Genomic DNA, 19604 nt, shown 5'->3' with positions numbered 1-19604 from the left:
ACAGGCTGCTAGAAATTTTTTTATGAGTTTTAAACCGGAAGCATTTGAAATTTAGAGATTAATCAAAATTACAAAAATCGCATTTAACAGAAAAAATCAAGGTTTATTGCGATTTTTTCACTAAAATTGACAGTTTTTTTACCTTAGCAAAATATGATAAATTCACGAAAGATTACCGTACTGCTTTTATTTATAAGTATGTCGGTTTTTGGCCAGCAAAAAATAACTCTCGAAGAAATATGGGGAGGTGCATTTAGGGCCGAAGGGATGGACGAATTACAATCCTTAAAAAATACAAACCAATATACTGTATTGAATTTTGATAGGCCGTCCAGGAGCATGCAGATTGATCTCTATGACTACGCTACCCTGAAAAAGGTTTCCACGCTGATTGACACTAAAAATCACAAAGACCTTCCAATGATCGACAGTTATATTTTCAACTCCAATGAAAATAAAATGTTGATCGCATGCAAATCGGAGCAAATTTTCCGCCATTCTTTTGTAGCCGATTATTATTTATATGACATCCAAACCAAACAATTGACCAAATTGTTCGATTTCAAAATACAGGAGCCTACTTTTTCTCCTGATGGAAATCAGATTGCTTATGCTAAAGACAACAACTTATACGTCTACAACCTGCAATCAAAAACTACCAAACAAATTACAACCGATGGAAAGAAAAATGCCGTAATCAACGGTATAACGGATTGGGTATATGAGGAAGAATTTTCTTTTGTAAGAGCTTACGACTGGAATGCGGCAAGCGATAAAATAGCTTTTATCCGTTTTGATGAGACTGCAGTGCCTGAATTTTCAATGGATTTATACAATGAGGGACTTTATCCAACGCAGCAGGTTTTCAAATATCCAAAAGCAGGGGAAAAAAATGCTATAGCTTCACTACATGTTTATGATTTGAAAGCTAGCGCTTCAAAACAGATTAATCTGGGTAACTATAATGATTTTTATATTCCAAGAATCAAATGGACCAACGAAGCGAATGTTTTGAGTGCTCAAGTAATCAACAGACACCAGAACAATTTGGATTTGCTTTTTGTTGACGGAACTACGGGAACAGCTAAGGTAGTCCTGAATGAAAAAGATAAAGCCTACGTTGACATCACAGATAATCTTACCTTCCTAAAAGACAATAGCTTTATCTGGACAAGTGAAAAAGACGGATACAACCATATTTACCACTACGATAAGGCCGGAAAGCTGAAAAATCAAATCACTAAAGGACCATGGGAAGTTACTGCCTATTACGGTCTTGAAGAAAAATCAGGAACTATTTTCTACCAGTCTGTAGAAAACGGCTCCATCAACAGAGATATTTACTCTATAAAACTAAACGGAAAAGAGAAGAAACGACTTTCCTCTGCAACCGGAACTAATTCGGCTACTTTCAGCCCGAACTTCCAGTTTTACATCAATACCTTTTCAAATGTGTCAACTCCGGCGCAATATTCACTAAACGATGCTAAAACCGGCAAAGAAGTACAGTCGATTAAAAAGAACGAATCGCTGATTGCTAAGGTAAAAGCTTATGGTTTGCCTTCGAAAGAATTTTTTGAACTGACTACAGAAAAGGGACACAAGCTGAATGCCTGGATGATTAAACCAAAAGATTTTGATGCTTCTAAAAAATATCCTGTTTTATTGTTCCAATATTCCGGGCCAGGCTCACAGGAAGTTAAGAATAGCTGGTTAAACACCAATGATTTTTGGTACATGATGCTTTCACAACAAGGCTACATCGTAGCTTGCGTTGACGGAAGAGGAACCGGTTATAAAGGTGCTGATTTCAAAAAAGTAACTTATAAAGAACTAGGTAAATTTGAAGTTGAAGACCAGATTGATGCTGCAAAAGTAATTGGAAAATACAATTATGTTGACAGCAGCAGAATTGGAATCTGGGGTTGGAGCTATGGAGGTTTCATGTCTTCAAACTGTATTCTTAAAGGAAACGATGTCTTTAAAATGGCTATAGCTGTTGCTCCGGTAACCAACTGGCGATTCTATGATTCAGTATATACAGAAAGATACATGCAGACTCCACAAGAAAATGCATCTGGATATGATGAAAACTCTCCAATCAATCATGTTAGCAAGCTAAAAGGGAAATACCTGTTAATTCACGGGACTGCTGATGACAACGTTCACGTACAAAATACGATGCTAATGATTGAAGCATTAGTTCAGGCTAACAAGCAATTTGATTGGGCAATTTATCCAGATAAAAACCATGGAATTTATGGTGGAAAAACCAGATTGCAACTATATACAAAAATGACAAACTTTATTAAAGAGAATTTATAAATGGAAATGACCGACCCGAATACCCCCGCAGTCCAATTGCCGACTATTGAAGAGATTCAAAATTTTGAAGGAAAATACCCAAGGCAGCTATGGTATCTGTTTTTAGTAGAAATGTGGGAGCGTTTCTGTTTTTATGGAATGCGAGGCGTTTTGACTTTTTTTATGGTCGACCAGCTTTTGTTAAAAGATGATGCAGCTAATTTGCAATATGGTGCGATTCAGGCATTCGTTTATGCCTTTACTTTCATCGGTGGTATATTTGCCGACAAAATATTAGGATTTAGAAAATCGCTTTTCTTTGGCGGTATCGTAATGATTTTAGGAAACTTGCTGATAGCGTTTTCTCCTCAGGCTATGTTTTATTATGGAATTGCCTTTTCTATAATTGGTACAGGTTTCTTTAAACCGAATATTTCTTCAATGGTTGGAGAATTATACCACGAAAAAGACCCAAGAAGAGATGCTGGATACGGAATGTTTTATGCTGGAATCAATATTGGAGGGCTTTTTGGAGGAGCATTATGTATCTATTTAGGGAAATATCACTCTTGGACATTATGTTTCCTTTCTGCAGCAATTGTAATGGCTTTAGGGCTTATAACTTTTCTTGTTACTAAAAAACATTTAGGTCCTATTGGAGATTCTCCACTTTTGAATCTATCAGTAAGCAAAAGAAAAATCAGAGAAATCGCCGTATATGTATGTTCGCTACTTAGCATACCATTTATTTTTATAATGGTAAAAAATACAGACTATACAGATTATTTTATGTATACGATTGGTGCTATTGCCGTATTGTACTTCACTTACGAACTATTTAATCTGAGAAACGCCAGCTTACAGAAAAAACTATTTGCAGCGTTTTTATTCATTTTCTTTTACTTCTTGTTTAATGCAATTTATGAGCAAAGTGGTGGATCACTGTCTCTTTTTGCAAAAGACAACCTAAGTCACAATTTATTGTTTTTTTCAATTGACCCTAATATTGTAAATAACAGTTCCAATACGTTTTTCGTAATCATTTTAAGCCCGGTAATAGGTCTTTTATGGTTATGGTTAGCGAAAAAGAAAATTGAGCCAAACACGATTATAAAATTTGGAATAGGTTTCTTGTTCCTTTCGGCTTCGTTTTACTTATTCTATTATACCCGATTTTTCGCAAATTCTGAAGGTATAACTTCTTTGAACCTGTTCACTTTCGCTTATCTGGTTACTACAATCGGTGAGCTTTGCCTTGGGCCTATTGGAATGTCAATCATTACAAAACTGTCTCCAAAAAGATTGTTTGGAATGATGATGGGATTATGGTTCTTAGCAAGTGCTTTTGGTCAGTTGGCAGCTGGGAAACTAGGTGCGGCAATGTCAAAATCCAATACAGGCCATGATTTATTGTCAAAATTGCAATCCTATACAGACGGATATTATACGTTAGCAATCTATTCCTTAATTGCGGGATTGATTCTAATTGTAGCAACGCCTTTGATTAAAAAGCTAATGCAGGAAGTTAAATAATAAGAATAAAAATTTATAATGTCAGAAATCACATCCAATAACGATTTTTTCAAATCAAAAGTTTTAGGCCATCCATCGGGATTATTCGTATTGTTTTTTACTGAAATGTGGGAACGATTCTCTTTCTACGGAATGAGAGTTTTATTAATTAACTTCTTGACCATGGCAGCCATCGGAACCAATCCGGGCTGGGAATGGTCGTCAGAAAATGCCGGTGCGTTGTTTGGTACATATGCCGGACTTTTATATTTAACCCCAATTGCCGGAGGAATTATTGCCGATAAATTTACAGGCTACCGTTGGGCAGTTGTCATAGGAGCGCTTATCATGACCTTAGGACACGCTTCATTGGCAATTGAAACAGAATTTTCAATGTATTTTGGATTGGGATTGCTGGTAATTGGTACTGGTTTCTTTAAACCGAATATGACTTCTATTATTTCTGAAATGTATAAGGATTTGCCGGAGAAAAAAGACGGTGCCTATACTATTTTCTATATGGGAGTAAATGCCGGAGCTTTCTTCGGAATGATGCTTTGCGGTTATCTTGCCGAAAAAATCGGTTGGAGTTGGGGATTCGGATTAGCCGGAATCTTTATGCTTCTTGGTTCTTTGCAGTTTTGGTTGGCCAAACCATTGTTCGGTACAATTGGTGATGTTCCAAAAAAAGATAAAGTTGTAGAAGTAATCTCGCCAGACGGACAGATTGATATTACAGAACCAAAAGCTGAAGAAAAACCGGAAGACAAGCGCAATCCGTTTACGATGTTGGATAAGATTCTGATTGTTATTACTTCAATAATTGGATTATTATATTTAATTGATGATCCGGCTTCAAAAATTGGAAATATCCATTTATTACCACAGGAATTTTTAGTGTCAAAAGAGATTTTGCCAGGGTCACTAGTGATTACGATTATCGGTTTAGTATTGTTTTTATTTTTGGTAATTTCCAGAATTGCACGCTATACCAAAGTAGTGCGTCATAGAATGGTTGCTGTAATTATTTTTGCCTTCTTTACCGTTTTCTTTTGGTTGTCGTTTGAACAGGGAGCAACATCACTTGTGCTTTTTGCCAGAGATTTTACAGACAGAACCTTGATGGGCAATCAGGCAGTTATCTTTAATATTGTCAACACACTTCTTACAGTTATACCGTTAGCTCTAGTTTCATGGGTTTTGTTTCTGTTATTCAAACAAACCTCTAAAAAAATTGCTACATCAAACATTGTATTGGCATTGAGCTTTTTGGGAGTATGGGGAATTGTAGGCTGGATGCTAAACAATGATTATAATTCAAAAGCTTACGAACTAAAATATCAGGCTATTAAAACAGCACAGATTGATAAAAAAACTAAGAAACAGGCTGTTGATGAAAACGGAGATTTGGTTTTTGATTTCAATGCAGTCACAGAAACTACGGTTTTAAAGCCAACAGATGTAGTAGTTGACCAGACCGTTACGATTTCTAGCAAAGATGTGTTGAAGGTAAGCGATAAGGTTGCATTGCATAGTGAGATTGGAAATTTTGTATATCTAACGAAAGGACTAGAAACTAAAATCAGGGATGATTATAAAAAAGCGACAAAAGATTCACAAATTATAAATGCAGAAGTAACACAACTGAAAGAAAACCAGGTAGAAGTTACAGCTTCATGGTTTAGTATCTTGAATTCGTTCTTTATTATTGCTTTTGCATCGATGTTCTCTAAATGGTGGGACAGCAAGTACAACCCAAGTGCAGCCGTAAAATACGGACTCGGATTAATCATCATGGGCTTAGGGTTTGCAATTTTGGCTTATGGAGCAAGAGTTATTCCTTCAGGAGCTGAAGCAGGAGCTGTAAGAGTTAGCATGATTTGGCTTATATTAGCCTATCTGTTCCATACCTGGGGAGAATTATGCCTGTCGCCAGTAGGTCTTTCTTATGTGAGCAAATTGGTGCCTTCAAGAATGATTGCATTTATGTTCGGGATGTGGTATCTTGCGATTGCAATCGGGAATAAATTGGCAGGTTCGCTAGGAGGAATGATTGAAGGAATTACGAAAGAATACGATATGAGTACCTTCTTCCTGATCTTTACGATAGTCCCTATTGTTGCGGGATTCATTGTCGTAGCCTTAAATCCGGTGCTGAAGAAACTAATGCACGGAGTAAGATAAATATAACACTAACTTTAAACTATAATAAATGGAAACAACAGTAAAGCGATCACACCCTAAAGGACTTTGGTACCTGTTCGGAACAGAAATGTGGGAAAGATTTGGATATTATTTGATGCTAGGGATATTCTCCCTCTACATGCTCGACGGATGGAATAATGGAGGTATGGGATTTGACCCTGCTAAAAAATCTGACATTTATGGAACATATCTAGGTCTGGTGTATTTGACTCCTTTTATTGGAGGATTGCTTGCTGACAGAGTATTAGGATACAGAAAATCAATCATTATGGGAGGATTGATGATGGCAACAGGTTACTTTTTGCTTTCAATCCATAGTATAACGACTTTCTATATCGCCTTATTCTGTATTATTTTAGGAAACGGATTCTTTAAACCGAATATCTCAACACTTGTAGGTAATTTATACAGCGGTGATGATATGAAAGACAAAAAAGATGCGGGTTACAACATCTTTTATATGGGAATCAACGTAGGAGCATTTATCTGTAATTTCGTTGCTGCCTACATGAGAATCAACTACGGATGGGGGCATGCTTTTGCTGCCGCTGGAGTAGGAATGTTGATTGGTGTGGTTGTATTCTTAATCGGAACAAAACACATCAAACATGTTGACGTAATCAAGCCGGTACAAGAAGGCGATATGTCAACTGGAAAAATCTTAGGATTGACAGTTCTTCCAATGTTTATCTTTGGTATAATCGGATACATGATACCAGGGAATTTCTTGGGTTCAGATACAAATGATGCCTTCATCATTGGATGTATTCCGGTAATTGGATTCTTTATTTATTTGGCATTTAAAGCGGAGGCTAAAGAAAGCAGAGCGATTAAAGCATTATTAGCTGTATTTACCTGCGTTATCTTATTCTTTGCCATCTTCCACCAAAATGGTGATGCCTTAACAGTTTGGGCAGAAGACCATACAGACAGAAATATGCCAACTGCAGTTTCTAACGTAGCAGACAAATTGGGAATGGCACAGGTTGTTGTAAACAATGATATCGTTTCTGCAGATCAGGCTACATTTGATAAGACAATCGAGGAAATGCGTGCTAAAGAAGCAGCAATGCCTGCAGTTTCTAAAGAAGAAATTGTCGCAAAAGGAAAATATTCAAGCGAAATAGGACAGCTGGAAAAATCAAGAAAATACTTTGCAACTTTGCCTGGCGACCAGGTTCCAGCTAAAGGAACAGACTTAAAATTATATTCAACAGAGCTATACCAATCTATCAACCCATTCTGGGTAGTGGCTTTGACGCCTTTGGTAGTAGGAGTATTCAGCTGGTTGAGAAGAAGAAAAAAAGAGCCTAGTACACCTACAAAAATCTTTATCGGTTTATTAATCACTGCCTTATCAGCTTTGGTTATGGTAGGAGCTGTTTTTGCAACAAACGACCTGACTATGAAAGCAAGTTCTTGGTGGCTAATCGCTTCTTATGGTGTTATTACAATAGGTGAGCTATGTTTATCTCCAATGGGACTTTCTCTAGTATCTAAATTATCACCTCCAAGAATTACTGCCTTGATGATGGGTGGATTCTTCCTGGCAATTTCTGTAGGAAACAAACTTTCTGGGATGCTATCTTCTCTTTGGGAAGAAATGCCACAGAAAGAAAACTTCTTCTTCCTTAACTTTGGTTTGGTTTTGGCAGCGGCAATCGTATTGTTATTGATGCTGAAATGGCTAAACAGTGTTATGAAAGAAAATAATGTAGCTTAAAAACGGCACTATTTTTGAACCCAATATTAAAAACTATAAAAAAATGAAAAAATTACTTTTAGCACTATTTTTAGCTGTAGGCTCAATGGCTGCAGTTCAGGCCCAAGAAGTGAAATGGATGACATTAGATCAGGCTTTGGCGGCACAAAAGAAAAAAGCAAAACCAATTTTTATGGATGTATACACAGACTGGTGTGGTCCATGTAAAATGTTAGATAAGAATACTTTCCAAGCAAAAGAAGTAGCAGATTACATCAATGCAAACTATTATGCTGTAAAGTTTAATGCTGAAGGTGATTCAGAAGTGAATTATAAAGGCAAAAAATATACAAACCCAAAATTTGATGCTACCCGTAAAGGACGTAACGCAGTTCACGATTTTACAATGTTCTTGAAAGTACAAGGATATCCGTCAATGTATATTTTTGATAGCAAAGGAGAAGTGAAAAGTCCTATTGTTGGATACCATACTCCAGAGCAGCTATTGCCTTTGATTAAAGTCTAAGCTATTCAGACATACTATAAAATCCCTTTTCAACTGTTGAGTGAAAAGGGATTTTTTCTTTTATACAGGTTGTTTTCCAACGTTCAATATCAGTGCGATAATTAGAAGCATCAGCAATAATCATTTTTGGCGTTGCATTCCGGATAACCCTTTCAAGATTTATTTTTGGTGATTGTGACAAGATGATAATATCAGGCTGCTGGCTTTTAGGAGAAACGCCAAGGCTGTCAATAACCAAAATCTTATTCTGTTTGAAATACATCAAATTCCCGATTTTTTCTGTAGCTGTGATATGGCTGAAACTTCCAACGAGATAAGGTCTCAAAATAAAATCCATCGTTTGATCAGCTAATTTTTGATTACTAAAGACAGTTATTTCCGTTCCCTTTTTTTGAGCAATAATCGTATTTCTTTTGGCATTAAACACAATCAATTCTTCTTGCTTTTTTGAAGAGAATTCATTACCCAAATAAGCTAATTGGAATAAAATTAAGCCGACTAAAGCGAAAGAAAGTTTTTGGAAATTGGGTTTTTTGAACCAAAGTATAATGGCGAACAATAGTAGGTAGCAAGACAATAACATCTGCCAATTGAAAGAAATGTCCTGAAATACGAAAGATTCAAAAGAAGCAATCCGGTTGATTGTTTTATTTAGGATATAAAGGCTCCATTCAAGGCATTTGATAAGGAATGAGGGAACACTACTAAAAGAGGCCCATAACATCACCAAAACACCCAGTGCCATGATAACTCCCAATAAAGGAAGAACAAGCAGGTTGGTTATAAAAAACAATCCCGGGAATTGATGGAAATAATAAAGACTTAAAGGAAAAGTGCCAATCTGAGCCGCAAAAGAAACGGTAAGTATATCCCAGAAATAGTTTGCTACTCTGTTTTTAGGTTTCCATAAGGAGCTAAACAACGGCTGGAGCCATACGATAAAGAATAAAGCACAATAACTGAGCTGAAACCCAATGTCAAAAATAAAAGAAGGCTCAAAAAGTAGTATGATGAATACGGAAACAAGAAGTGTATGGTAAATATTGGTCTTACGGTGGGCATATTTTCCAATAGCTACAAAACTGAACATCACAACCGAACGTGTAACCGATGGTGAAAAGTTGGCAATTAAGGCAAAAATCCAGAGAAAGACTAAGACAATAACCAGTTTTAAAATAGTGCCCGTTCTGGTTTTTGGTAAAGGACTAAGGAGGAATCCAATAAAAAGCATCAGGCATCCCACATGGAGCCCGGATACGGATAAAATATGCACGGCACCGGCAAACTGATAATCTTTCAGCAGTTCCGGTGAAATATCTTGCTGCTGTCCTAAAATCAATGCGACAGCCACATTCAGTTCTTCGTTTCTAAATCCTGAGTCTTTAAGGTTTTGGATAATGGTGCTGCGAAAACGGGCAGCATAATACCAGATACTTTTTTCAGTTTTTGAACTTAGCTGTATTGCAGGTGCATCAGCATACATTTGTCCATAAACAGACTTATAAGCTAAATACTTTTTGTAATCAAATTGATGAGGATTGCCCGGTTCTTTGGGCTCATAGATAGTACCGGATATGAGTAGCCTACTTCCAATTTGAAACTCTTCAGGAAGATTTTGCTTTTTAATATTCAGCAAAATTTTCCCTTCGGCAATTGTTGAATCGATTGCAGTAACTTTTGCAATATAGCGATGGCTGTAGGGATTGCTTTTTAGTTTTTCAAGAAGAACTACTTCTACGGAATGATTGTGCCCGTCTAGTGTGTGCACATAATGAATCCTGGAATTTTTTTCGTTATGTACAGCATGAGTAGTACTGCCTATACAGAAAAAAACAAGATAAGTCGCATATCCAAAATAGGTCTTCTGGATAAAATCTTTTTTGGAAAGATAATAGGCAGCTCCAAAAAAAAGAGCGGCAACTCCACAACAAATCAGTGAGAGTAGTGGATTTGGTTCAAAATAAAATGCGGCGAGTATTCCTAGAACAAACCAAATGGCTATCCTAGCTAAAGGGAATTTCAATATTTTCATAATCCGAAAATACTGAAAATTTAACAAAAAGTGAAATTACTGCTGCTGAATGATTCTGTTAACCTGAGCAAATGTTCTTTTGTAGTAAGGCTCGCTTGTTGACGAAACCACAACACCTTTACTTGTTGAAGAGTGGATGAATTTAATCTCATCACCAATTTTCTCAACAACAACACCAACGTGGTTGATCACTCTTCTTCCGTTTGTTCTGAAGAAAATTAAGTCGCCTTTTTTGATGTCCTCATTATCGACTTTTTCACCAATCAAAGCCATGTCATGCGAACTTCTTGGTAATTTGATGTCAAAAAGATTGAAGACAGCGGTAACCATCCCTGAACAATCCATACCGGCTGTAGTAGTTCCACCACCACGGTATCTTACACCTAGGAAATTCATGGCATTATTGATTAATTGAAGCGAAATATAGCTTTCAGTTGGAGCAGCAGATGCGATAAGTTCCGGATCTTCCTGTTCTACGATAACAGCCTTTTTATTTTTGACAACTTTAGTGTTTTTGGTAGCGGTAGCTTTTGTTTTGTCTGCAACAGCAACAGGAGCCGAAACAGGCTTGTCTGCAGCAACAGTAGTTTTCTTTTCTACAGGTTTTTCGTAAACTCCTTTTTTAAGAGCTTCTTTTTTTGTGGTAATAATTTGCGAGTGGCCTGATGTCGATACCAATAAAAAAATTGGGAAGAACAGTAAAAAGATTTTTTTTGCAGACATATTTATTTTTTATTTTTCAGCAAAAACAAAGACTTAGGGGCGAATTTGCTTTAGATTTATTAATAAAAATTCCGGAGAATTATTCGTTTTTCAAATGCTATACGTTTAGATAAATAACGGTTTAATAATCTGATTTATTATATAACAGATTCCAAATATAATAGAAAATTCGTAAAATCAGCAAAAATCTTTTCAAGAAATTGTTGATAACTAATTTTTGGAAAGATTTTCCGGATTGTAACAGCTTGAAATTTAGCTGATTATTTTTGATGTTAAATAACTGTTATTTTTTAAGTTTATCAACAATCAAACCGGCTGTTTTCGCACTCGCACCAATACCTCCCAGCTTCTTTTCAAGAATTTCATAATCTTCTAAAAGCTTTTCCCTTTGGCTGGTCTCTAAGATTTTGTGCAGCTCTTTCTTGATTCTCTTCGGATTGCATTCGCCTTGAATTAATTCAGTCACGACTTCTTTGTCCATGATAAGATTTACGAGCGATATATATTTTAAGGTAATGATGCGCTTGGCAATCTGATAAGAAATCCAGTTTCCTTTATAGCAAACTACTTCCGGCACTTTAAATAAAGCTGTTTCTAATGTTGCCGTTCCTGAAGTTACCAGAGCTGCTGAGGCAACACTCAATAAATCATAGGTTCTGTTAGAAATAAAATGGATATTCTGGTCTTTTAAGAATTGTTTGTAAAAATCATATTCCTGACTTGGAGCACCAGCAATAACAAATTGATAGGCCGGAAAATCTTTTACAACAGCCAGCATCTCAGAAAGCATTTTGGAAATTTCCTGTTTTCGGCTTCCTGGAAGCAGTGCGATAATGGGCTTGTCGTCCAAATCAAATTCTTTTCGGAAGGACGCTTCATCAACATGTTGCCTGTTATGGATGGCATCAATTAACGGATGACCTACAAATTCTACCGGGAATCCATGCTTTTTCTCGTAAAAATCTTTTTCAAATGGAAGAATCACATACATGAAATCAACATCACGTTTGATAGCCTTGATGCGGTTTTCTTTCCATGCCCAAATCTGGGGAGAGATATAATAATGGGTAGGAATGCCTATTTCTTTTGCCCATTTGGCAATTCTCATATTAAATCCGGGATAGTCAATAAAGATGATGACATCCGGCTTGAATTTCAGAATATCGGCTTTACATAATTTAATATTATTAAGGATAGTCTTGAGGTTCATGATCACTTCTGCAAATCCCATGAAAGCCAACTCTCGGTAATGTTTTACTAAAGTACCGCCGGCTTCTTGCATTAAGTCGCCGCCCCAAAACCGGATTTCGGCATGAGGGTCCTTTTTAAAAATAGCTTTCATCAAATTGGAGCCGTGCAGGTCGCCCGAAGCTTCTCCGGCAATAATATAGTATTTCATATGATTAACAATTTAAATTGATGCAAATCAACTATTGTCATTTAGTTTCCAGGTATTAAGATTCTGTATGGCGTGATGGGCTGTCAGGTCAAATTGAACAGGAACCAACGAAATATAGCCATGTTTTAGTGCCCATTCGTCAGTGTCTTCACCATTATCTTGATTGACAAACTTTCCGGTCAGCCAATAATAATCACGACCCATTGGCGAAGTCCTCTTGTCGAATTTTTCAGCCCACATGGCTTTCGCTTGTCGGCATACTTTAATTCCTTTAATTTCTTTTTCAGATAATTTCGGGAAATTGACATTCAGGATTACACCTTCAGGTAAGCCATTTTCCAAAACTTCCAGGGCAATTTTTTTGACGAACTTTTTAACCGGTTCGAAATCGGCATTCCAATCATAATCCAATAAAGAAAATCCAATGGCAGGAATTCCTTCGATTCCGGCTTCGACAGCAGCGCTCATTGTTCCGGAATAGATTACGTTTATGGAAGAGTTGGAACCATGGTTAATTCCGGAAACACACAAGTCCGGTTTTCTTCCCAATACTTCATTAACGGCAAATTTTACGCAATCAACCGGTGTTCCGGAACAAGAATATTCAACCGGAGTATCATCTCCCTGACTTATCTTATTAAGAAATAAAGTGCTGTTGATGGTAATTGCGTGTCCTGTACCCGATTGTGGGCTGTCAGGCGCAACGACAACAACTTCGCCAATTTCTTTCATGACACTAATTAAAGCACGTATTCCTGGAGCTGAAATTCCGTCGTCGTTTGTAACTAAAATTAAAGGTTTCTTTTTCATGGGTAATTTTTTGCCTCATTTGCTATTGAAAATGAGTGAGATGTGTTTGTTTTACTGTGGAATTTCACTACAAAATGAGTCGCACAGAATACAAAAATAACCTTTTTTAAAGTTTTTCAATGTTACAAAATTGCATAACTTTGAATTTGTAAAAATAGCATTACCTGCAATGATTTAACCTTATTCCTCAATTAAAACCATCTTTAACAAAAAATTATACGGTTTAAGAAACCGTGGCATAATTTTTTCTGTAATTTAGAACAAAATTTGATGAATGCTATAATGGAGTTTATGAAAAGAAATTATAAGATAGTACTGGTTGTAGTCGCACTTTCTGCAGCCTTATGGAGCTTCGTTCCAAGAGAACTAAAAAACGACCCTGAAAAAGATAAATTACTTCTTGAGCTTTTGACATTTGTCATTGAGCGTGGACACTATGACCCTGCAAAAATTGACGATACTTTTTCAAAAGGTGTATACAAAGACTATTTGGAGGCGATAGATCCTTCGAAAAGATTTTTCCTTCAGTCTGATATTGATGAATTCTCAAAATATGAGACTAAGATTGATGACCAGATTTTAAGCAGAGACTTGACATTTTTTGATTTGACATACAATCGTTTGCTTCAAAGAATTGAAGAGAGCAAAAAATATTACAAAGATATTTTGGCAAAACCTTTCGATTATAAAAAGAACGAGACCTTCAATACGGATTATGCTGAGCATTCGTATGCTAAAAATTCAGATGAATTAAGAGAAAGATGGTACAAGCAGATTAAGCTTTCGACTTTGGCTTCTCTTACTAACAAACTGGAAATCCAGGAAGGTAAAAATGTTGCCGATAATGAAGAACTTTCTGATTTGACAGCAACAGAAAAAGCTAAAAAGGAAGAAGAGCAGAAAAAAGAGAAAAAGGAAATCGAGAAAAAACCTTTTGATGTTCTTGAAAAAGAAACCAGAGAAAGCCAGTTGAAATCCTTGAATGAATATTTCGGATTTATTAAAGATTTGGATAGAGATGATTGGTTCTCAGTATACATCAATTCTATTGCAACCCGTTTCGATCCGCATACTTCTTATTTCGCACCAGACGACAAAGAGCGTTTTGATGTGAGCATGAGCGGTAAATTGGAAGGAATTGGTGCGCGTCTGCAAAAGAAAAATGATTTTACCGAAATCACAGAATTGATTTCAGGAGGTCCGGCTTGGAGAGGAAAACAATTGGAGCCTGGTGATGTTGTACTGAAAGTAGCACAAGGTGACAAAGAACCTGTAGATGTGGTTGGAATGAGAATTGACGATGTAGTTAAGAAAATCAAAGGACCAAAAGGAACTGAAGTAAGACTTACCGTTAAAAAAACAGACGGTACGATTAAGATAATTTCAATCATTCGTGATGAAGTAGAGATTGAAGAAACCTATGCAAAATCAAGTGTTGTTGAAAAGAACGGCAAGAAATATGGAATCATCTATCTTCCTAAATTCTATATCGATTTTGAAAATCAAGATAGCCGCGATGCCGGAAAAGATATTGCTTTGGAAGTTGAAAGACTAAAACAAGCTGGTGTACAAGGAATCGTTATGGACGTTCGTGATAACGGAGGTGGTTCTTTGAAAACAGTTGTGGATATTGCAGGATTATTTATCGAAAAAGGACCAATTGTTCAGATTAAATCAGCAGGGAAGAAGAAAGAAATCCTGTATGATAAAGATGCTAAAGTACAATGGGACGGACCGTTGGTAGTTATGGTGAACAGTTTCTCAGCATCAGCATCAGAAATTTTGGCCGCAGCTATTCAGGATTATAAGCGAGGTGTAATTATTGGAAGTACGCAGACTTATGGAAAAGGAACCGTACAGAATGTAATTGACCTGAATCAGTTCTTGAGAAGCAACTCTATGGGTGACCTTGGAGCATTAAAAACAACAACTCAGAAATTCTATAGAATTAACGGAGGTTCTACTCAGCTAAATGGAGTTTCAAGTGATGTCGCTTTACCAGACAGATATTCTTACATCAAAATGGGCGAACGAGATATTGACAATGCAATGCCTTGGGACAAAATTGATGCAGCCGATTATAAAGTTTGGGACAAACAGGGTAATTTTGACCTGGCAGTTGAAAACAGCAAGAGAAGAATGGAGAAAAGCGAGCAGTTCAAACTGATTGAAGAAAATGCGAAATGGCTTAAACAAAGACAGGACGAGAAAGAATTTAGCCTGAACATTGATAAATTCAAACAAGAACAAGCTCAACTGGAAGAAAAAGCAAAAAAATACAAAGCTATTTCTAAGTATAAAAATGACTTGAAATTTACTTCCTTACCATATGAAAACGAAATGGTAAAGAATGATAATCTTTTAAAAGAAAAAAGAGATCGTTGGCATGAAAGTCTTTCAAAAGATGTTTATGTAGAAGAAGCTTTGAATGTTTTAGATGACCTGCAACCAAATGCGGTTATAAAAGGAACTGTAAACGTTAAAAAGAAAGATAAGTTGGTGAAGTCATAATTGGCTCAAAGGCATTTTAATGAATAAATCCACACAATCATTAACAGGAATAGCGCTCCAGAAATTCAAGAAGAATTTCTGGGGCGTTTTCAGTTTTGGGTTTATAGTACTACTGATGTTACTTTCAATTTTTGCCTATGTTTTAGCACCAGATAATTCCGAAAATGCCAATTGGGGTGACTTGACTATCCGGTCAGAAAAACCGGGCTTTGAAGTCAAAATTCTTTCTATTCCTCTGAAAGAACAGACGGAATCCAGTTTTTGGGATTTCCTTTTGGGACATGAACAAAAATTCTCAAAAGAACCCATTTCGGATTTCAAGTTAGAAAAAGACAAAATTGTTTATACCTTATATAATGATGATCCTAAAGTCATCATACAAAAAGAAACAACCTTACAAGATTTTCCAGGATATAACAATCTGGAAGATGTTGCAAAAGACTACATAAAAAATCAAAAGTTTTATTTAGGGACTGATAAAGCCGGCAGGGATTATTTAAGCCGAATGCTGGTAGGATCAAGAGTTTCAATCGCTATTGGTTTTGTAGCCGTTTTTATTTCTCTCGTAGTAGGACTCTTTTTTGGCGCATTGGGTGGTTATTACGGAGGAAAAGTAGACGCATTCGTTATGTGGCTTGTCAATATAATATGGTCGATACCTACCTTATTGCTGGTTATTGCAATCACTTTAAGTCTTGGAAAAGGTTTTTGGCAGGTCTTTGTAGCTGTCGGACTTACCATGTGGGTTGAAGTGGCCCGTGTCGTCCGTGGACAGATTATCTCTGTAAAGGAAATGCAATATGTTACTGCTGCCAAAGCTTTGGGATATACCAACTGGAGAATAATCCTCCACCATATCCTTCCTAATATTATGGCACCCGTTATCGTTATTTCTGCGGCAAACTTTGCCTCGGCTATCTTGGTGGAAAGCGGACTAAGCTTTTTAGGCCTTGGTGCACAGCCTCCGGTTCCTAGCTGGGGCGGAATGATAAAAGATTATTATGGCGATATTATTCTCGACAAACCGTATTTGGCGATGGTTCCCGGAACGGCTATAATGCTGTTAACCTTAGCATTTATGATGATGGGTAACGCCTTGCGAGATGCACTCGATGTTAAAAATTAATGAAAACTTAACCTGACCGTTCGTCGGATTTTTCATGTTATTAGGTCTTAGTGAAAAAAAATAGTATATTTTTACTCCAACTAAACTTGATGATATGTACTTAAAAATTACTTGCCTCCCCCGAAAGGCTGGATTTTTTCAGTTACTCTTTTTTATATTTTTACTCTTATCCTCTAATCTGGCCAATGCACAATGTGCTGGTGAAGATGCATCGATCACAATATGTAATATTCCAGATCCGGCCAATCAAAGCATCAATCTTTTCAATCTACTTGGAGGTACACCTACGCCCGGAGGAAGTTGGACAGATCTTCAGGAATCACGCGCACTAAATCTTTCAACAGGGGTTCTTAACGTTTGGGGCATTAATGAAAGCGATACCTATGTTTTTATATACACAGTAAATGACGCATTCTGCACAGATAATGTGGCAACAGTCACAGTTACTGTTGGTGGTTATGCCGGAATAAGCAATCCAAATGCTTCTGCTTGCGACGACAATAGCAGTGTCAATCTTTTCCAGTTTTTAGGAAACTTTCCAAATCCGCAATTGAATGGTCACTGGAACGATGATAGCAATAGTGGTGCTTTGAGAGGTAATTTTCTGGACGCTACAGTTTCCGGATTGGGAACTTTTTCGTTTACCTATACCATGCCAGCCATTGGGTCATGTCAACCAGTTTCAGCAACGGTTGATGTTACCGTGCATCCGGCTCCGGAACCAGGAGAACCATCAGATCTGATTTTATGTGATTCAGATGATATGTCTATCTATACCAATGTAAATCTACTGGATTATCTTTTCGGTCAGGATCCTGGTGGGAAATGGTCGGAATCCGGTACCTCGGAATTATCGAGTCCGCAAGATACTTTTATTAACGTACAGAATATCTACAATACTTTTGGCCCGGGAGAATACGGATTTACATATACCGTTCAGCCATCGCATCCGGTATGCAACCAAAAATCGGCAACAATCAAAATAATCATTGAAGAGCAATTGGATTTCACCGGCTCTACATTGGTAGTAGCGTCAGATATTTGCGAAGATGAGATAGGAAGAGCAACTTTTGTGGCAACGCTCACCCAAGGTTTAGAAAATATACCTAACGGAAGTTACAATTTGCAATACCAGATTACAGGGCCTATTCCATCTGGAAACACTATAGTTGTTCGGTTTGAAAATGGAGTCACGACTTTTCCCATTCCGGCTATTTCCTTTCCTTTGATTGGAACTTATACCGTGCGTATTATAAATATTCATGAAACTACGGGATATAATGCCTGCGATCATATTATTGGCGATATTTCAGATATTCTGAATGTATATCCTTTGCCAAAGATTAATGACGGAACACTAACAATAGAAAATACCTGCCAGGATACGGATGCCACAGTACAATTATCAGGAAATATAAACCTAACCGATGGAGATTACAGGATTACATACAATTTAAGCGGCAGCAATACTGCACCGTCACGACAGGTCATTATGACGGTTACAGGTGGTGTAGGCACTTTTATTATTCCGGGCAGTTTACTCCATAATCCGGGCAGTACAACAATAGTTATAACACACATTATTAATCTGCAGACATTGTGTGAGAATGTAGCTTCCTTATCCCAATCCTTTACGATATTCCCAAAACCCGATGTGTCCAATGTAAGAGTAGCGATTAACGATGTTTGTGAAAACCAGCCAGTAATTGCAAATTTTTCAGGATTTGGCATTCTGACAAACATGCAGATTACCTATTCGTTAACCGGAGCAAATACAGCTTCTGGAATAGTAACTATAGCAGCGGTAAATGGTTCGGCTACGTTTACGATACCTGCAAACCAGCTTTTAAATACAGGAACAACAACTTTTACAGTTTCAGAAATCGTTAATAACGAAACTTCTTGTGGAGCCTCCAACCTTTCCATAACCGACAGTTTTACAATCTACAAACTTCCTGAAATTCCTATTGTAAACACTATGGAGTTTTGCCAGAGTGAGAATGCTACCGTTGCAGACTTATTGCCAAACGGAACATCCTATATATGGTATGCTACAGAAAGCGGCACTTCACCTTTGAGCAGTGATACGGTACTGACATCAGGAAATTATTATGTTGCGGCAGTTTCTCCTTTTGGTTGCGTGTCGCAAAAAGCAATGGTTACAGTAACGATTACTGATTTGCCGGCGCCTACACTAGAAACTGATGGACAAAATTTCTGTGGTTTGGATTCGCCTGCTCCAACACTTGCTGACCTTTCAGCAAATGTGAACGGAACAGGAACGATAGTTTGGTATGATGCCCTGATCAACGGAAATCAGTTGCCAGATTCACATCCTCTACAGGACGGGACGACCTATTACGGATTTGATTCTTCAGCGGTTACCGGCTGTATTTCAGAAAATGCACTTGCGGTAATGGTTTCTTTGACTCATTGTGGTGAAGATGAATATGAACTGATGATTCCCGATGGATTTTCACCCAACGGTGACGGTATCAATGACACGTTTAATATTCCAAATATTGAATTTTTATTTCCGGATTTTACGCTTGAAATATACAATCGTTATGGAAACGTGATGTATAAAGGAAATCGCAATACGCCTGATTGGGACGGAAGAAGTAATCAGTCGACTATAATTGATGGAGTGGCTCCAAATGGAGTCTACTTCTATATCGTTAATTTCAACAAAGGCAAGAAACCTGCACAACAGGGAAGGCTTTATCTGAATCGATAATAGTCCAATCATTATTT

The 19604-nt window shown here is 37.2% G+C and carries 12 protein-coding genes; 8 read left to right on the top strand and 4 right to left on the bottom strand.

Annotated features, from left to right (window positions below):
- The first annotated feature begins 156 nt into the window (after positions 1 to 156).
- From FJA49_RS09520 to FJA49_RS09500, 5 genes are read left to right on the top strand one after another with little or no spacing between them, the layout of a single operon-like run.
- Positions 157 to 2325 (top strand): S9 family peptidase, encoded by a 2169-nt coding sequence (locus FJA49_RS09520; protein WP_199758382.1) that lies wholly within the window; start codon positions 157 to 159, stop codon positions 2323 to 2325.
- Positions 2326 to 3837: a peptide MFS transporter gene (locus FJA49_RS09515; protein WP_233590115.1), complete on the top strand. Its 1512-nt coding sequence runs from the start codon at positions 2326 to 2328 to the stop codon at positions 3835 to 3837. It begins immediately after the preceding gene.
- 18 nt (positions 3838 to 3855) lie between these two features.
- The gene (locus FJA49_RS09510; RefSeq protein ID WP_140000748.1) at positions 3856 to 6000 is read left to right on the top strand and encodes a peptide MFS transporter; all 2145 of its coding nucleotides are present in this window, start codon (positions 3856 to 3858) and stop codon (positions 5998 to 6000) included.
- A gap of 28 nt (positions 6001 to 6028) precedes the next feature.
- Positions 6029 to 7744: a peptide MFS transporter gene (locus FJA49_RS09505; RefSeq protein ID WP_140000747.1), complete on the top strand. Its 1716-nt coding sequence runs from the start codon at positions 6029 to 6031 to the stop codon at positions 7742 to 7744.
- A gap of 43 nt (positions 7745 to 7787) precedes the next feature.
- Positions 7788 to 8249, top strand: a complete 462-nt coding sequence (locus tag FJA49_RS09500; RefSeq protein ID WP_140000746.1) for a thioredoxin family protein — start codon at positions 7788 to 7790, stop codon at positions 8247 to 8249.
- Position 8250: 1 nt separating this feature from the next.
- On the opposite strand, the gene FJA49_RS09495 is transcribed toward FJA49_RS09500, so the two are convergent.
- The 4 genes from FJA49_RS09495 to surE all read right to left on the bottom strand — a co-directional run bounded on the left by FJA49_RS09495 (position 8251) and on the right by surE (position 13213).
- Positions 8251 to 10281 (bottom strand): ComEC/Rec2 family competence protein, encoded by a 2031-nt coding sequence (locus tag FJA49_RS09495; protein WP_140000745.1) that lies wholly within the window; start codon positions 10279 to 10281, stop codon positions 8251 to 8253.
- Positions 10282 to 10317: 36 nt separating this feature from the next.
- Positions 10318 to 11004: a C40 family peptidase gene (locus FJA49_RS09490; RefSeq protein ID WP_140000744.1), complete on the bottom strand. Its 687-nt coding sequence runs from the start codon at positions 11002 to 11004 to the stop codon at positions 10318 to 10320.
- A gap of 283 nt (positions 11005 to 11287) precedes the next feature.
- Entirely contained in the window at positions 11288 to 12403 is a 1116-nt protein-coding gene (lpxB, locus tag FJA49_RS09485) for a lipid-A-disaccharide synthase (RefSeq protein ID WP_140000743.1), read from the bottom strand.
- 27 nt (positions 12404 to 12430) lie between these two features.
- Positions 12431 to 13213: a 5'/3'-nucleotidase SurE gene (gene surE / locus FJA49_RS09480; protein WP_140000742.1), complete on the bottom strand. Its 783-nt coding sequence runs from the start codon at positions 13211 to 13213 to the stop codon at positions 12431 to 12433.
- Positions 13214 to 13483: 270 nt separating this feature from the next.
- Here surE and FJA49_RS09475 point away from each other — a divergent pair, with 270 nt between their 5' ends.
- From FJA49_RS09475 to FJA49_RS09465, 3 genes are all read left to right on the top strand, one after another.
- A complete protein-coding gene (locus FJA49_RS09475; protein WP_140000741.1) occupies positions 13484 to 15724 on the top strand; it encodes a carboxy terminal-processing peptidase in 2241 nt (746 codons plus the stop codon).
- Positions 15725 to 15743: 19 nt separating this feature from the next.
- Positions 15744 to 16850 carry an ABC transporter permease gene (locus tag FJA49_RS09470; protein ID WP_140000740.1) on the top strand — a complete coding sequence of 369 codons (1107 nt, stop codon included), beginning with the start codon at positions 15744 to 15746 and terminating at the stop codon, positions 16848 to 16850.
- Positions 16851 to 16944: 94 nt separating this feature from the next.
- Positions 16945 to 19587, top strand: a complete 2643-nt coding sequence (locus FJA49_RS09465; RefSeq protein WP_140000739.1) for a gliding motility-associated C-terminal domain-containing protein — start codon at positions 16945 to 16947, stop codon at positions 19585 to 19587.
- The last annotated feature ends 17 nt before the right edge of the window (positions 19588 to 19604 follow it).

This window comes from Flavobacterium microcysteis (assembly GCF_006385255.1).
GTDB classification, from domain to species: Bacteria; Bacteroidota; Bacteroidia; order Flavobacteriales; family Flavobacteriaceae; genus Flavobacterium; species Flavobacterium microcysteis.
Note: the sequence above shows the minus strand (reverse complement) of the source record. Positions and strands in the feature narration are given on the sequence as shown.

Excerpts from the sequence above, each read along its gene's own strand:
- FJA49_RS09495 (WP_140000745.1), bottom strand. The coding sequence starts at position 10,281 with ATGAAAATATTGAAATTCCCTTTAGCTAGGATAGCCATTTGGTTTGTT.
- FJA49_RS09515 (WP_233590115.1), top strand. The coding sequence starts at position 2,326 with ATGGAAATGACCGACCCGAATACCCCCGCAGTCCAATTGCCGACTATT.
- FJA49_RS09475 (WP_140000741.1), top strand. The coding sequence starts at position 13,484 with ATGAATGCTATAATGGAGTTTATGAAAAGAAATTATAAGATAGTACTG.
- FJA49_RS09500 (WP_140000746.1), top strand. The coding sequence starts at position 7,788 with ATGAAAAAATTACTTTTAGCACTATTTTTAGCTGTAGGCTCAATGGCT.
- FJA49_RS09465 (WP_140000739.1), top strand. The coding sequence starts at position 16,945 with ATGTACTTAAAAATTACTTGCCTCCCCCGAAAGGCTGGATTTTTTCAG.
- FJA49_RS09470 (WP_140000740.1), top strand. The coding sequence starts at position 15,744 with ATGAATAAATCCACACAATCATTAACAGGAATAGCGCTCCAGAAATTC.
- surE (WP_140000742.1), bottom strand. The coding sequence starts at position 13,213 with ATGAAAAAGAAACCTTTAATTTTAGTTACAAACGACGACGGAATTTCA.
- FJA49_RS09510 (WP_140000748.1), top strand. The coding sequence starts at position 3,856 with ATGTCAGAAATCACATCCAATAACGATTTTTTCAAATCAAAAGTTTTA.
- lpxB (WP_140000743.1), bottom strand. The coding sequence starts at position 12,403 with ATGAAATACTATATTATTGCCGGAGAAGCTTCGGGCGACCTGCACGGC.
- FJA49_RS09490 (WP_140000744.1), bottom strand. The coding sequence starts at position 11,004 with ATGTCTGCAAAAAAAATCTTTTTACTGTTCTTCCCAATTTTTTTATTG.
- FJA49_RS09505 (WP_140000747.1), top strand. The coding sequence starts at position 6,029 with ATGGAAACAACAGTAAAGCGATCACACCCTAAAGGACTTTGGTACCTG.